Source organism: Kluyvera sp. 142486, from assembly GCF_046569695.1.
Classification (GTDB): domain Bacteria; phylum Pseudomonadota; class Gammaproteobacteria; order Enterobacterales; family Enterobacteriaceae; genus Kluyvera.
Map to the genome: position 1 here is coordinate 42,165 of NZ_JBKHUI010000013.1, position 15,347 is coordinate 57,511.

At 56.4% G+C, this 15,347-nt stretch carries 15 protein-coding genes; 13 read left to right on the forward strand and 2 right to left on the reverse strand.

Annotated elements, in window-relative coordinates; translation table 11 throughout:
* Nucleotides 1-368 precede the first annotated feature (368 nt).
* The 5 genes from malK (at nt 369) to ubiA (ending at nt 5,551) form a co-directional block, all read left to right on the forward strand.
* A complete protein-coding gene (gene malK / locus ACLGE8_RS15065; RefSeq protein WP_410999628.1) occupies nt 369-1,478 on the forward strand; it encodes a maltose/maltodextrin ABC transporter ATP-binding protein MalK in 1,110 nt (369 codons plus the stop codon).
* Nucleotides 1,479-1,579: 101 nt separating this feature from the next.
* Entirely contained in the window at nt 1,580-2,905 is a 1,326-nt protein-coding gene (locus tag ACLGE8_RS15070) for a maltoporin (protein ID WP_410999630.1), read from the forward strand.
* 115 nt (nt 2,906-3,020) lie between these two features.
* Nucleotides 3,021-3,968 carry a maltose operon protein MalM gene (malM, locus tag ACLGE8_RS15075; RefSeq protein WP_410999632.1) on the forward strand — a complete coding sequence of 316 codons (948 nt, stop codon included), beginning with the start codon at nt 3,021-3,023 and terminating at the stop codon, nt 3,966-3,968.
* Nucleotides 3,969-4,166: 198 nt separating this feature from the next.
* The gene (ubiC, locus tag ACLGE8_RS15080; RefSeq protein ID WP_410999634.1) at nt 4,167-4,664 is read left to right on the forward strand and encodes a chorismate lyase; all 498 of its coding nucleotides are present in this window, start codon (nt 4,167-4,169) and stop codon (nt 4,662-4,664) included.
* Between the two features lie 14 nt (nt 4,665-4,678).
* The gene (gene ubiA, locus ACLGE8_RS15085) at nt 4,679-5,551 is read left to right on the forward strand and encodes a 4-hydroxybenzoate octaprenyltransferase (protein ID WP_410999636.1); all 873 of its coding nucleotides are present in this window, start codon (nt 4,679-4,681) and stop codon (nt 5,549-5,551) included.
* Between the two features lie 156 nt (nt 5,552-5,707).
* On the opposite strand, the gene plsB is transcribed toward ubiA, so the two are convergent.
* Entirely contained in the window at nt 5,708-8,137 is a 2,430-nt protein-coding gene (gene plsB / locus ACLGE8_RS15090; RefSeq protein ID WP_410999638.1) for a glycerol-3-phosphate 1-O-acyltransferase PlsB, read from the reverse strand.
* A 128-nt stretch (nt 8,138-8,265) separates the two neighbouring features.
* Here plsB and ACLGE8_RS15095 point away from each other — a divergent pair, with 128 nt between their 5' ends.
* The 4 genes from ACLGE8_RS15095 (at nt 8,266) to ACLGE8_RS15110 (ending at nt 11,076) form a co-directional block, all read left to right on the forward strand.
* Entirely contained in the window at nt 8,266-8,634 is a 369-nt protein-coding gene (locus ACLGE8_RS15095; RefSeq protein WP_185668449.1) for a diacylglycerol kinase, read from the forward strand.
* A gap of 99 nt (nt 8,635-8,733) precedes the next feature.
* Nucleotides 8,734-9,342: a transcriptional repressor LexA gene (gene lexA, locus ACLGE8_RS15100; protein WP_035897335.1), complete on the forward strand. Its 609-nt coding sequence runs from the start codon at nt 8,734-8,736 to the stop codon at nt 9,340-9,342.
* A 68-nt stretch (nt 9,343-9,410) separates the two neighbouring features.
* Complete coding sequence (dinF, locus tag ACLGE8_RS15105) at nt 9,411-10,730, forward strand: MATE family efflux transporter DinF (RefSeq protein WP_410999640.1); 1,320 nt, start codon at nt 9,411-9,413, stop codon at nt 10,728-10,730.
* Nucleotides 10,731-10,866: 136 nt separating this feature from the next.
* Entirely contained in the window at nt 10,867-11,076 is a 210-nt protein-coding gene (locus tag ACLGE8_RS15110; RefSeq protein WP_331388551.1) for a CsbD family protein, read from the forward strand.
* Between the two features lie 55 nt (nt 11,077-11,131).
* Here the strand turns inward: ACLGE8_RS15110 and zur are convergent, their stop codons facing one another.
* Nucleotides 11,132-11,647, reverse strand: coding sequence for a zinc uptake transcriptional repressor Zur (gene zur, locus ACLGE8_RS15115; protein ID WP_035897338.1), 516 nt, complete (start codon nt 11,645-11,647; stop codon nt 11,132-11,134).
* 126 nt (nt 11,648-11,773) lie between these two features.
* Between zur and ACLGE8_RS15120 the strand changes: the two genes are divergently transcribed.
* The 4 genes from ACLGE8_RS15120 (at nt 11,774) to pspG (ending at nt 15,233) form a co-directional block, all read left to right on the forward strand.
* On the forward strand, nt 11,774-12,262 hold the full coding sequence (locus ACLGE8_RS15120) for a cupin domain-containing protein (protein WP_035897345.1): 489 nt from the start codon (nt 11,774-11,776) through the stop codon (nt 12,260-12,262).
* Nucleotides 12,263-12,434: 172 nt separating this feature from the next.
* Nucleotides 12,435-13,682: a conjugal transfer protein TraF gene (locus ACLGE8_RS15125; protein WP_410999642.1), complete on the forward strand. Its 1,248-nt coding sequence runs from the start codon at nt 12,435-12,437 to the stop codon at nt 13,680-13,682.
* A gap of 173 nt (nt 13,683-13,855) precedes the next feature.
* A complete protein-coding gene (gene dusA / locus ACLGE8_RS15130; RefSeq protein ID WP_410999644.1) occupies nt 13,856-14,854 on the forward strand; it encodes a tRNA dihydrouridine(20/20a) synthase DusA in 999 nt (332 codons plus the stop codon).
* 139 nt (nt 14,855-14,993) lie between these two features.
* Nucleotides 14,994-15,233, forward strand: coding sequence for an envelope stress response protein PspG (gene pspG, locus ACLGE8_RS15135; RefSeq protein WP_410999646.1), 240 nt, complete (start codon nt 14,994-14,996; stop codon nt 15,231-15,233).
* The last annotated feature ends 114 nt before the right edge of the window (nt 15,234-15,347 follow it).

Here is a 15,347-nt window from a genome sequence, read left to right on the forward strand (position 1 = left end):
TCCCGTCCTTTCCAGGTTATGTACTTGTGGATACACAGAGGTGGTTTAACGTCGATGAGTTTCCTTTTTTAGCAACCCCTTTCCATCCTCCTGGAGTCTACGCCCTGGGGGTCTGTAGTGTGATCTCCGTAACATAAATCCCCGTTATGCGTCTTGGCGCACAAAAAAAAGCGCCGTTTTTTGTAGGCCCCATCACGATTTTCGTTTTGATGAGATGTCATCGGGGGCAGAGCGCGCCTTCTCATCCTCCCGTCTCCTCCCCCATAAAAAACCGGGGGGGTGGAGGATTCACCAAGTTGATGTGTACGGCATAGTCAGCCCATCTTGAATGTTTCTGTTGGTGACAAGTTGTAACGAGGGAGAAGGGCATGGCGAACGTACAGCTACGCAATGTAACGAAAGCCTGGGGCGACGTGGTGGTATCAAAAGATATCAACCTCGATATCCAGGAAGGGGAGTTCGTGGTGTTTGTCGGGCCATCCGGCTGCGGTAAATCGACGCTGCTGCGTATGATCGCGGGCCTCGAAACCATCACCAGCGGTGATTTGTTCATTGGTGAAACCCGCATGAACGAGATCCCGCCCGCCGAACGCGGCGTGGGCATGGTATTCCAGTCTTACGCGCTGTATCCCCATCTGTCCGTCGCCGAAAACATGTCCTTTGGCCTGAAGCTGGCCGGTGCCAAAAAAGAGATTATCAACCAGCGCGTGACCCAGGTCGCCGAAGTGCTGCAGTTAGCCCATCTTCTGGAACGTAAACCGAAAGCCCTGTCCGGCGGCCAGCGCCAGCGCGTGGCGATTGGTCGTACGCTGGTGGCCGAGCCGCGCGTGTTCCTGCTGGATGAACCTCTTTCTAACCTGGACGCCGCACTGCGCGTGCAGATGCGTATTGAAATCTCCCGCCTGCACAAACGTCTGGGCCGCACGATGATTTACGTCACCCACGATCAGGTCGAAGCCATGACGCTGGCCGACAAAATCGTGGTGCTGGACGCCGGTCGCGTCGCGCAGGTCGGTAAGCCTCTGGAACTCTATCACTACCCGGCAGACCGCTTCGTTGCGGGCTTCATTGGCTCGCCGAAGATGAACTTCCTGCCGGTCAAAGTCACCGCCACCGCCATCGACCAGGTACAGGTCGAGCTGCCGAACCGTCAGCAGATCTGGCTACCGGTGGAGAGTAACAACGTTCAGGTTGGCGCCAACATGTCGCTGGGTATTCGCCCGGAACACCTGCTGCCGAGCCACATCGCCGATGTGACGCTGGAAGGGGTGGTCAATGTTGTCGAGCAGCTTGGTCACGAAACGCAAATTCATATCCAGATCCCTGCCATCCGTCAAAACCTGGTTTACCGCCAGAACGACGTGGTGTTGGTCGAAGAGGGAGCCACATTCGCTATCGGCTTGCCGCCAGAGCGCTGCCACCTGTTCCGTGAGGATGGCACCGCATGTCGTCGGCTGCACCAAGAGCCAGGCGTTTAAAGAAGTCCCATAAAACAAAACAAGCATGAAGCTCTTACGTCGCCAGCGATAAGGCGAGAAGGGTGGAATGTTCAAGAAAAGCAATGATCTCAGGAGATAGAATGATGATTACTCTGCGCAAACTCCCCGTGGCGGTTGCCGTCGCAGCAGGCATTATGTCTGCTCAGGCAATGGCCGTAGATTTCCATGGTTACGCGCGTTCCGGCATTGGCTGGACGGGCAGCGGCGGTGAACAACAGTGCTTCCAGGCAACTGGTGCCGGCAGTAAATACCGTCTTGGTAACGAATGTGAAACCTACGCCGAAATTAAATTAGGTCAGGAAGTGTGGAAAGAGGGCGATAAGAGCTTCTACTTCGACACTAACGTGGCTTACTCCGTAGCACAGCAGAACGACTGGGAAGCAACTGACCCTGCGTTCCGTGAAGCGAACGTCCAGGGTAAAAACCTGATTGAATGGCTGCCAGGCTCCACCATCTGGGCCGGTAAGCGCTTCTACCAGCGTCATGACGTTCACATGATCGACTTCTACTACTGGGATATTTCTGGTCCTGGTGCCGGTATCGAAAACGTTGACCTGGGCTTCGGTAAACTGTCTCTGGCAGCGACTCGTTCTCAGGAAGCTGGCGGTTCTTACATCTTCACCAGCAACGATACCTATAGCAAATACAAAGACACCGCGAACGACGTATTCGACGTCCGTTTAGCTGGCCTTGAAACCAACCCGGACGGCGTGCTGGAACTGGGTGTTGACTACGGTCGTGCAAACAAAACTGACGGCTATAGCTTTGCAGATGGCGCTTCTAAAGATGGCTGGATGTTCACCGCTGAACATACCCAGAGCATGCTGAAGGGCTACAACAAGTTTGTTGTTCAGTACGCTACTGATGCGATGACTACCCAGGGTAAAGGTCTGTCTCAGGGTTCCTTCACGGGTAACGACTACGATAAAGATGCCGAAATTGGTGCTGTAGATAACAGAATCAACAACAACGGTGACATGTGGCGTGTTCTCGACCACGGTGCAATCTCCCTGGGTGAGAAAGTTGACCTGATGTACGTCGGTATGTACCAGAATATCGACCGTGATGATGGCAACGGCACCAAGTGGTGGACCGTCGGCGTTCGTCCTATGTACAAATGGACGCCAATCATGAGCACCCTGATGGAAGTGGGTTACGACAACGTCAAGTCCCAGAAAACGGGCGACACCAACAACCAGTACAAAATCACCCTGGCGCAACAGTGGCAGGCGGGCGACAGCATCTGGTCCCGTCCAGCTATCCGTGTGTTCGCAACCTATGCGAAGTGGGATGAGAAATGGGGTTATGACAACGGTATTGCATACAAAGATACAAGCGCGAAAACCTACAGCCGTGGCGACAACGATGAGTGGTCCTTCGGTGCACAGATGGAAATCTGGTGGTAATTCAGCACTAACCTGAAGCAATAAACTGACGAGGGGCGAAAGCCCCTCTGTTCCGTAAGGTTTAGCGCGCTATTGCCTGGCTACCGCTAGACTGACGATTTCTGAGGTCATCATAATGAAAATGAAAAAAAGTCTCGTTGCTCTGTGCTTATCCGCTGGATTGCTGGCGAGCGTTCCGGGCATCAGCCTTGCGGACGTCAACTATGTGCCGCAAAACACCAGCGCCGCGCCAGCTATCCCAACCTCGGCCCTCCAGCAGTTAACCTGGACGCCGGTTGATCAATCTAAAGTGCAGTCCACCCAAATTTCTACCGGTGGTCAGAGCCTGAACGTACCGGGGATCACCGGTAACGTCGTGGCCTACAGCGTGCCGGCCAACATTGGCGAACTCACGCTGACGCTGACCAGCGAAGTGAACAAACAAACTAACGTCTTTGCGCCGAACGTGCTGATTCTCGATCAGAACATGACGCCATCTGCGTACTTCCCAAGCAGCTACTTTACCTATCAGGCTCCGGGCGTGATGAGCGCCGACCGTCTGGAAGGCGTGATGCGCCTGACCCCGGCGTTAGGCCAGCAGAAGCTCTACGTCCTGGTCTTTACCACGGATAAAGATCTCCAGCAGACCACTACGCTGCTGGACCCGGCTAAGGCCTACGCCAAAGGCACCGGTAACGCGGTACCTGATATCCCAGATCCGGTGGCAAAACACACCACTGACGGCCTCGTGAAGCTGAAGGTCAAAACCAACAGCAGCTCCAGCGTGCTGGTCGGCCCACTGTTTGGCTCCTCCGGCCCGGCACCGGTCACCGTGGGTAACACCGCCGCACCGGCCTACAGCGCACCTGCCGCTGCCACGCCTGTGGTTGCGCCAGTCGCGGCTCCGGCTGCGAAAGCTGAGCCGATGCTGGATGACACGGAAACCTACTTCAACAACGGTATTAAACAGGCGGTAGCGAAAGGGGATATCGACAAAGCCCTGAAGCTGATGAATGAAGCCGAACGTCTGGGCTCGAAATCTGCTCGTTCCACCTTTATCGGCGCTGTAAAAGGCAAGGGGTAAGTTTTACCCCGCAGCGCCGATGTTTAGGCGAAGCCTTTTGGTGTGCCCATCCGGGCACATCATTTTTCTACACTTCATAGCGTGACAACAAACTGTTGCACTGCTGTTGCGCTAATGATCGTATTTGACCATTCCTGCACCCCCTCCCGCTGTGTTCTGCGATACAATGACCAGAAGTTATGTATTGGAGAGACAGGCATGTCGCACCCCGCACTGACGCAACTCCGCGCGCTGCGCTATTTTGACGTCGTTCCCCCGCTTGAATCGGCACAGCGCGACTGGCTGATGCTGGAAGATTCCATGACCAAACGGTTTGAGCAGTTCGGGAAACCCGTTAGCGTCACACTGCTGAATGAAGCCTTCGTGGGCCGGGATGCGCTGGACGGTGAGCAGCACTTGCTGCCGGATGAACCTCGCTATTGGCTACGAGAAATATTATTGTGCGTGGGCGACGAACCCTGGCTCGCCGGGCGTACCGTGGTGCCGGAGTCGACGCTGTGCGGCCCGGAACTGGCGCTACAGCAGTTGGGGAAAACGCCGCTCGGGCGCTATCTGTTTACGTCATCGACGTTGACCCGGGATTTTATCGAAATAGGGTGTCATGATGCGCTGTGGGGGCGACGTTCCCGCCTGCGTCTGAGCGGCAAACCGCTGCTGCTGACGGAGCTTTTTTTACCCGCATCGCCGCTGTACTAAGAGGAAGAAGAAAAATGGAGTGGAGTCTTAGGTCGAATAAGCTGCTCGCTTACCATCGACTCATGCGTACGGACAAACCGATTGGCGCGCTATTACTGCTGTGGCCGACGCTGTGGGCGCTGTGGGTGGCGTCCCCTGGCGTACCGCCGCTGTGGATCCTGGCGGTGTTCGTCGCCGGCGTTTGGCTGATGCGCGCCGCGGGCTGCGTGGTGAATGACTATGCGGATCGCAAATTTGACGGCCACGTAAAGCGCACCGCTAATCGGCCGCTGCCGAGCGGGGCGGTGACGGAGAAAGAGGCTCGTACGCTGTTTATCGTGCTGGTGCTGCTCTCCTTCATTCTGGTGCTGACCCTCAACACCATGACCATTCTGCTGTCGATTGCCGCACTGGCGCTGGCCTGGATTTATCCGTTTATGAAGCGCTACACCCATCTGCCGCAGGTGGTGCTAGGCGCAGCGTTTGGCTGGTCGATCCCGATGGCTTTTTCTGCCGTCAGTGAAACGCTGCCGCTGAGCTGCTGGCTGATGCTGCTGGCTAACATCCTGTGGGCGGTGGCCTACGACACGCAGTACGCGATGGTTGACCGCGACGACGATGTGAAAATCGGCATTAAATCGACGGCGATTCTGTTCGGCGATAACGACCGCCTGATTATCGGCATTCTGCAGGCGTGTGTGCTGGGGCTGATGGCGCTTATCGGCTGGCTGAACGGTCTGCATTGGGAGTTTTACTGGTCAATCCTGATTGCTGGCGCGCTATTCGTTTACCAGCAGAAGCTGATTCGCCACCGCGAACGTGGTCCATGCTTCCAGGCGTTTCTGAATAATAACTACGTGGGGCTGGTGCTGTTTATTGGTCTGGCGATGAGCTACTGGCAGTTTTGAGACGGGCATTGCCGGATGGCGGCGTAAACGCCTTATCCGGCCTACAAACCGTTGCCCGACCGTAGCCCGGCCAAGCGAAGCGCCGCCGGGATTGGCTCGGAGCCTACAAAATCAACGGATAAAAAAATCCCCGGTCTCAGCCGGGGATTTTTGTTTTTACTGCGCCGCCTCTTCCTGCGTCACGCTCTCAATCGTCAAGCGCACGTCCGAGGTAATCAGGCTTGCCATCATCTGGTACACCTTCATCGTCTCTTCCGGCTCGGCGTCACCGCTGTCGCTGATGTAGCCTTCATCACGCAGGGTTAACACCAGAGAAGAGAACACCGCTTTATCGAAGAACTCTGGCGAGTTGATACCGTGCAGCACCGAGAGACGCTGAGCCAGGGTACGGCTCTCTTTCTCCAGCGTGCTGCGGTTCATCGACGGGTTGCCGCTCAGCAGCCAGAAGGTGATCGCATAACGCTGCAGCGTTTCGCGCGCGCCGGCAGCCAGCAGCTGCAGGGTACGGGAGTGGGAAGCGTTGATACGCAGCTCGCCGTTCTGCTCGGTAAGCATCTCCTGACGCACCATCTCCGCAATCAGCGTATCGATAACTGTTGGCAGCTCCGCGCGATCCCAGCGCAGGAACAGCTCGGCTTTCAGCATCGGATACAGCGTATCGATAACGCTCAGCACCTGCTCACGCGAAATCTCACGATGCTGAGTCATAATCGACGCCAGCAGCGACGGCATGATCAGCATATGCGCGATGTTATTGCGGTAGTAGGTCATCAGCACCGCCTGCTCGCGCGGCAGAATGATGATGTCGCCGATGGTGTCCTTCTCGACTTCGAACTTGTTCATCTGCAGCGCGTGATCGATAAGCTCGCTGGCAGAGGAGGTTGGTGCCGTTGCATCCGGCGCATACGGTGCGTTACGCAGCAGCGCCAGATAGCAATCGAGCTGCTGAGTTAGCTGCTCGCGGGTCAGCGAGCGCTGACGCGAAGCCAGCAGGGCGGTACAGCACAGGTTCATGGCGTTCGCCGCGCCTGCATTGTTGATACGCACCATCAGCTCGGCCGCCATCTTGTTGACGGTCGGCGTCAGCCACGCAGGACGCACGGCTTCGATTGGGTCGATAGACTCGCGCCACTCCGGCACATGGTGGTTCAGGTAGGTCATCAGCGGCATCGGTTCGCCGAAGTTGACGTAGCCCTGGCCCAGATTGCGCAGCTTGCTCAAGCCGCGCAGCATCTGCGGCAGGCTCTCTTTCTCTTTGGTCGCCCCGCGCAGCTCTTTGGCGTAAGTACCCACTTCCATCACGTGTTCGTAGCCGATGTAAATCGGCACTAATGTGATAGGGCGGGAACCACCGCGCAGCATCGCCTGAATGGTCATCGACAGGGTACCGGTTTTCGGGTCCAGCAGACGGCCGGTACGGGAACGCCCGCCTTCCACAAAGTACTCCACGGAGTAACCGCGGCTGAACAGCTCGCCGAGGTATTCGCGGAACACGGTGGAATAGAGCTTGTTACCCTTAAAGGTACGGCGAATAAAGAACGCGCCCAGGCGGCGGAAAATCGGGCCTGCTGGCCAGAAGTTCAGGTTGATACCGGCAGCAATGTGCGGCGGCACCAGCCCCTGGTGATAGAGCACATAAGAGAGCAGCAGGTAGTCCATGTGGCTGCGGTGACACGGCACATAGACGATTTCATGCCCGTCGTGCGCCAGCTGGCGTACGCGCTCGGCGTTGTGAACGTTAATGCCCTGGTACAGACGGTTCCAGGTAAAGCTGAGGATACGGTCGGTCAGACGAATCATCTCGTAGGAGAAGTTCGCGGCGATCTCTTCCATCAGCGCAATGGCGTTCTGCTGGGCTTTCTCGTGGGAAATTTTCTTGCTGCGTGCTTCGTCTTCTACCGCTTTGGCAATCGCTTTTGACGCCAGCAGCTTCTTGAACAGGTCGTGACGAGCAGGCAGACGCGGGCCGACCGCCGCCAGGCGCTGACGAGCAAAGTGCATACGCGCGACGCGAGCCAGTTTCTGAGCGATAGTTTTATCGGTACCGTGTTCGTCCGCCATGCGGCGCAGGGAGACGGACGGCGAGAAGCGGACAAAGCTGTCGCGACCGAGCCAGGAGACGGCGAAGAACTTCTGGAAGCCGTTCAACATACGCAGCGGCGGGTTAACCTCGCCTTTCTCGCGACCCGGCGAGCGACCAAACATCACCGACACCGGCACCATTTGCACATCCAGTTCAGGATTGCTGCGGTGCAGATCGAGGTAGTCGTGGAACAGTTTGATCGACTCTTCTTTCGGCGTGTAGTAGGTGAACACGCGCGGGCCGCCGTGGATAAAGACGTAGCGCGGCAGCAGCGTACCGTCGATCTCAAGCGGTTCAAGCGGGTCGGGTAAATCGTGCGCCAGGCACTGAGCGCGCAGCGTCAGCAAGTCAGCCTTAGAGTTATAAGGCAGGACGTACATAATCGGGCGCGACGTATCAAGCCCCAATTCCTGGGCAGGTTGTGCCGGAATAGACTTGCTCTTTACCAGAACACTTAATGGTAAATTCAGTAATTTGTAGTAAATTCGTGGCCAGCCGGACATAAACGATGTAAAGCCTCTGGTTAATCATGCAAATGCGCGGCAAGAATATCAGAAAGTCGGTGAAATTTCTGTTCTACCGCCTCATAACAAGCATTGTCATTGACGTAAAAACGAAAAAGGTTCTTGAGATGGCCAATAATACCACTGGGATTACCCGAATCATCAAAGCTGCGGGCTATTCCTGGAAAGGATTCCGCGCGGCGTGGATCAATGAAGCGGCGTTCCGCCAGGAAGGCGTTGCCTCTGTTATCGCGATTATTATCGCCTGCTGGCTGGATGTCGATGCCATCACTCGTGTCCTGCTCATCGGGTCCGTCCTTTTGGTGATGATAGTGGAAATTCTCAATAGTGCACTGGAAGCGGTCGTTGACCGTATCGGCTCTGATTATCACGAGCTCTCCGGCCGGGCGAAAGACATGGGTTCTGCGGCGGTTCTGTTGTCTATTTTCGTGGCGGTGTTCACCTGGGCGACGCTGCTGTGGTCTCATTTTCACTAAAGTCGTGAAAACTGCCTGATTTCGTGAGTTTTATGGTTCCAAAATAGGCAGTAGCTGTATATACTCACAGCATAACTGTATATACACCCAGGGGGCGGAATGAAAGCGTTAACGACCAGGCAGCAAGAGGTGTTTGATCTCATTCGAGATCACATCAGCCAGACGGGCATGCCGCCAACGCGTGCGGAAATTGCTCAGCGCTTGGGGTTCCGTTCCCCGAACGCGGCTGAAGAGCACCTGAAAGCGCTGGCGCGTAAAGGCGTCCTTGAGATTGTCTCAGGCGCTTCTCGCGGCATCCGCCTGTTGGTAGAAGAAGAAGAGGGCCTGCCGCTGGTGGGCCGCGTCGCGGCGGGCGAACCGCTGTTGGCGCAGCAGCACATCGAAGGTCACTATCAGGTTGATCCGTCGTTGTTTAAACCGAGCGCCGACTTCCTGCTGCGCGTCAGCGGTATGTCGATGAAAGATATCGGTATTATGGATGGCGATCTGCTTGCCGTGCATAAAACCCAGGACGTGCGCAACGGCCAGGTCGTGGTCGCGCGTATCGACGAAGAAGTGACGGTAAAACGCCTGAAAAAACAGGGTAACGTCGTCGAACTGCTGCCGGAAAACAGCGAATTTAAACCTATCGTTGTCGATCTCCGTCAGCAAAACTTCTCCATCGAAGGGCTGGCCGTTGGCGTTATCCGCAACGGCGAGTGGCTGTAACTCTCCCCTGATTCTCATGGCTGCGATACTTCCGCTATCGCAGCCTTTTTTCGTTCTGGTCAAAACTCATGCCGCTACTTACTCACGCCGATAAGGCGCTGTGGCGCCTTGCGCTGCCAATGATCTTCTCCAACATCACCGTTCCGCTGCTGGGGCTGGTGGATACCGCCGTGATCGGCCATCTCGATAGTCCTGTTTATCTCGGCGGCGTCGCCATTGGTGCTACGGCAACCAGCTTCCTGTTTATGCTGCTGCTGTTCCTGCGGATGAGCACTACCGGGCTCACGGCGCAGGCGTTCGGCGCGAAAAATCCGCAGGCGCTGGCCCGTGCGCTGGTGCAACCGTTGATGCTGGCGCTAGGCGCCGGGCTACTGATCGTTCTTTTCAAAACGCCGCTGATAAATCTGGCGCTCTCTATCGTTGGCGGCAGCGGCGAGGTGCTGGAGCAGGCGCGACGCTTCCTTGCTATCCGCTGGCTTAGCGCGCCAGCCGCGCTGGCGAACCTGGTGCTGCTCGGCTGGCTGCTGGGCGTGCAGTACGCCCGTGCGCCGGTCGTACTGCTGGTGGTCGGCAACGTGCTGAATATCGTGCTCGACCTGTGGCTGGTGATGGGGCTACACATGAACGTGCAGGGCGCGGCGCTGGCAACGGCGATTGCTGAATACGCCACGCTGCTGGTGGGGCTGGGAATGGCGCGTAAGGTACTGGTGATGCGCGGGATCTCGTGGGCAATGCTGAAAACGGCCTGGCAGGGGGATTTTCGCCGCCTGCTGGCGCTTAACCGCGACATCATGCTGCGCTCGCTGCTGCTCCAGCTCTGCTTTGGCGCGGTAACCGTCTTCGGCGCCCGCCTGGGTAGCGAAGTGGTGGCGGTGAACGCCGTGCTGATGACCATGCTGACCTTCACCGCCTACGCGCTTGACGGCTTTGCCTATGCGGTGGAAGCCCATTCGGGGCAGGCCTACGGTGCGCGCGACGGCAGCAAGCTGCTGGAGGTCTGGCGGGCGGCATGCCGTCAGGCGGGCGTCGTGGCGCTGGCCTTTGCGCTAATTTACGCCCTCCTGGGCGAGCATATTGTGGCTCTGTTGACCTCGCTGCCTGAACTGCGGCAGCTTGCCGACAGCTATGTGCTCTGGCAGGCGGTGCTGCCGGTGATTGGCGTATGGTGCTATCTGCTGGACGGAATGTTTATTGGCGCCACCCGCGGCGCGGAGATGCGTAACAGCATGGCGGTGGCCGCCGCTGGGTTCGCGCTTACCATGCTGGCGCTACCGCTGCTCGGCAACCACGGGCTGTGGCTGGCGCTCGCCGTATTCCTTGCGCTGCGCGGGCTGTCGCTGGCCTTTATCTGGCGTCGCCACTGGAAAAACAACAGCTGGTTTGCCTGACCAAATGGTTAAAGATTCCGAATAATGAAATGACCTTAGAATGACTGACTACAATTAACCTCACGCTTAGCGAAAAAGATGTCTTTCCTGAAACATGCTTTTCGCTATTCACTCACTGACTAACGAGGATTCAATGATGAATAAAGACGAAGTCGGCGGTAACTGGAAACAGGTTAAAGGTAAAGTGAAAGAGCAATGGGGCAAACTGACCGATGATGATATGACGGTGATCGAAGGCAAACGCGATCAGCTGGTCGGTAAAATTCAGGAACGCTACGGCTACGCGAAAGATCAGGCCGAAAAAGAGGTGGATAGCTGGGATAAACGCCACAACCACCACTGGTAATAGCGTCCTCCTGCCCGTGCGTACAAGGAAGTACGCTCCCCCTGTTTAGCGCCTGCTAGCGGGATTTCTTCTTAATCTGAATGGTATGATCGTGATGACAGTGTTCGTGTGCGCTGCACGCTTCCACTTCCACACAGGCTGAGCACAGACCGTGCGCTTCAATCACGTTATGACGCAGAGCAAAGCCCATTTTGGCTGCCAGCGCGTGCATAATGTCTTCTACCCCTTCCGCACACTCTTCCTTCACCACGCCGCAGCGATCGCAGATAAACATCGCGGAGGTATGAGTTGGCTGATCGAACAGATGGCAGAGCACGTAGCTGTTAGCCGATTCCACCTTATGCACGAAGCCTTGTTCGAGCAAAAATTCCAGCGCGCGATAGACGGTAGGTGGTTTAGCCTGAGGTTCTTTAACGCGCAGCAGGTCTAGCAGGTCGTATGCGCTAATCGCCCCTTCCTGAAGACTCATCAGACGCAACACTTCCAGACGTTGCGGAGTCAGGCGCACGCCGCGTTGCGCACACAGCTTTTCAGCCTGCGCTAACAGTTCTTGCGTGGTGGTCTTATCCATTGGCGTCCTCGGGTTACGGGTGAAACAAACGTCTACTTTATCATGTTATGCCGGAAACGCCGAGTTTCCGCAGGTGTGCTATAGGTGTGTTATAGCAGGTGTACTTCACACTCAGGATGAAAAATGATGAAAAGACCCGATTGCATTCGCCATTGGCATGACGTTGAAGGACCCGATGACTCGACTTACCCCGACAGCAACGAGCTTTTTGCTATCGGCGCGCCGCTGGCCCGCGCGCTGGGGCTGCGGCATCTCGGTATTCACCACGAGCGTCTCCCACCCGGCCGTCGCACCTCATACCCGCATGCGGAGAGCGACGAAGAGGAGTTTATCTACGTGCTTGAGGGCTACCCGCAGGCGTGGATCAACGGCTATCTGTGGAAGCTGCAGCCGGGGGATAGCGTTGGCTTTCCTGCCGGAACCGGCGTTTGCCATACCTTTATCAACAACACCTCCGAAGAGGTACGGTTGTTGGTGGTGGGCGAGGCGAACAAAAAACACAACCGGATCTATTACCCTCTGAACGCCTCGTACGCCGTGACGCGCGAGGATCGCTGGGTCGATCACCCGCCGCAGTTCTTCGGCCCTCACGACGGAAAACCTGGGCGAAATTAGCATCGTCTTCTATAAAGATTAGGGTGCTTATTAAAAATAACGATAACCGCAGAAAATTTCAGTTAGGGGAACAGAGTGCTTTTTTCCCCACTATTCACAGCAACAGTTCGTCTCCATCTGGGTGATAACGGGTGGAGGGTTGTTTCATTACCGACAAAAAGACGAGCAAACTGTGAATAAAAAAGACAAATTTTCGCTAATGGGGGTCGCTGTCTCCTTTTTCGTGGCAGGACAGGCAGGGGCGGCAAATGGCTGGACGGAGGCGCGTAACGACGCGATGGGCGGCACGGGGGTGGCTTCTGCGAATTATGGCAGCGGCGTCCTCATCAACCCGGCGCTGCTGGCGAAGGCGAAGCCGGATGATGATGTCACGCTGATCGCGCCGACCATTGGTGCGCAGATTTCCGATAAGGACGATCTGCGCAGCAAAATTGACGACATCAGCGATGATATCAACACCTACCGGCGGGTACTGCGCACCATCAACCTTGCCGATCTGATCAATCCGAACAGCGCCTCTTCCCGCCAGGTTTCCGCGGCGGCGGGCGATCTGGCCGATCAACTCTCCTCATTAAAGGGGAAGAAGGCGGATGCGAAAGCGGGCGCAGGCCTGGCGATCAGTATTCCCAACGATGTGCTGGACGTTGCTTTTGTGGCGAAAGCGAATGCCAGAGCGCGGGTCAGTTCGTATATCGATCAGGGCGATATCAACCTGCTGCACGGCGTTGAAGCGGCACCGATAAGCGCGCTTGGCGTGAATCCGCAGGATCTCAAGTCGAAAGGCTATGGCCGTGCGGCGATCGTCAGTGACTATGGCGTGGCTATCGCGCGCCAGTTTGATATCGGCGGCGTGCCGGTGTCGCTGGGTATTACGCCAAAGCTGCAGCAAACCTGGCTTTATAACTACACCACCTCCATCTACAACTTCAGCAGCGACGACATCAACAGCAGCCGTTACCGCAACGACGACACCGGCTTTAACGTTGACGCTGGTCTGGCCGCCGATTTTGGCGATAACTGGACGGTGGGCTTGAGCGGGCAAAACCTGTTCTCCCGCGATATCGACACCAAAGAGGTCGATGGCGTACGCGATACCTACCAGATTCGCCCATTGGTCACCGCTGGGGTGGCCTGGCACACCGATATGCTGACCCTCAGCGCCGATGGCGATCTCACCGAAACCAAAGGCTTTAAAAGCGAAGACACCTCGCAGTACGTTGGCGTGGGTGCGGAAGTGCGGCCGCTTGACTGGCTGGCGGTGCGCGCGGGCTATCGTGCCGATGTGAAAAACAACGACAGCAACGTCTTCACCGGCGGGGTTGGCTTTGCACCGTTTAACCGGGTACACGTCGACCTGATGGGGCTGTACGGCGAAAACCAAACCTGGGGGGCGGGGGCGCAGCTGAGCGTCGCGTTCTAACTTAGCTCCCTTCCCGGAGTCGGTACTTCGCACCTCGTCCGGGCTACAGGGCCATACTATCCTGTAGCCCGGCCAAGCGAAGCGCCGCCGGGGGCCCTCCTCCAGCATTACATCTCTGCTCAAGCTTTATGCTATAGTAGCGCCCCATTTTTCCGGATGCTTAAATAATCACCATGCTGTCAGAAACTTCGACTCCTGCTTTCCCCGCTCACCGTTTCTCCATCGCGCCCATGCTCGACTGGACCGACAGACACTGCCGCTACTTCCTGCGCCAGCTGTCACAGCACACGCTGCTGTATACCGAAATGGTGACCACCGGGGCGATTATTCACGGCAAGGGCGACTATCTGGCCTATAGCGATGAAGAGCATCCGATTGCGTTGCAGCTTGGCGGCAGCGACCCGGCGGCGCTGGCACACTGCGCGAAGTTGGCGCAAGAGCGCGGCTACGATGAAATTAACCTTAACGTTGGCTGCCCGTCCGACCGCGTACAGAACGGCATGTTTGGCGCTTGCCTGATGGGCAACGCGCAGCTGGTGGCGGATTGTGTGAAGGCGATGCGCGACGTGGTCTCCATTCCGGTGACGGTCAAAACCCGTATCGGTATCGATGACCAGGACAGCTACGAATTCCTCTGTGATTTTATCGACACGGTCTCCGGCCGCGGCGAGTGCGAGATGTTTATTATTCACGCCCGCAAAGCCTGGCTTTCTGGTTTAAGCCCGAAAGAGAACCGCGAAATTCCGCCGCTGGACTACCCGCGCGTCTACCAGCTCAAACGTGATTTCCCGCACCTGACCATGTCCATCAACGGCGGCATTAAGTTGCTGGAAGAGGCCAAAGCGCATCTGGAACATATGGACGGCGTGATGGTGGGCCGCGAAGCCTATCAGAACCCAGGCATTCTGGCCTCGGTCGACCGTGAAATCTTTGGTGCTACCGACGTAGACGCCGACCCTATCGCGGTGGTGCGCGCGATGTATCCGTACATCGAGCGCGAGCTGAGCAACGGCACCTATCTGGGCCATATCACCCGTCATATGCTGGGCCTGTTCCAGGGTATTCCCGGCGCGCGCCAATGGCGTCGCTACCTGAGTGAGAACGCCCATAAAGCCGGTGCCGATATCAACGTACTGGAACACGCGTTACAGCTGGTGGCCAATAAGCGTTAATTTTTTCGCTAAATCCTGGTCAAATTCACCACGCCCTGCACAGTGTTGCGGGGCGTTTTTATTGATAATCAATAAGTTAGTTTTGGCACGGTTTTTGTAATAGTTCAGACAGCGATGTTTGAATTCTGGGAGAACCACCATGCTGGAACTGTTATTTGTGATTGGATTTTTTGTGATGCTGCTGGTCACCGGGATTTCACTGCTCGGTATTATTGCCGCGCTGGTGGTGGCCACCGTATTAATGTTCGTTGGGGGGCTGTTTGCGATTATGATTAAGTTACTGCCGTGGCTGATCCTCGCGGTGGCGGTGGTGTGGATTATCCGGGCGATTAATTCACCGAAAAATCGGCCGTACCGCGGCAATTATCGGAGGTATTGAGGTACTCGTCACAACCTCAATAATTTTGCATAAAACCCCATAGGATTTGAGTAATAAATCTGTCACTATTGCCAGCGTTAACGAATTCATCGAGCTGTACCCTACATACAGCCG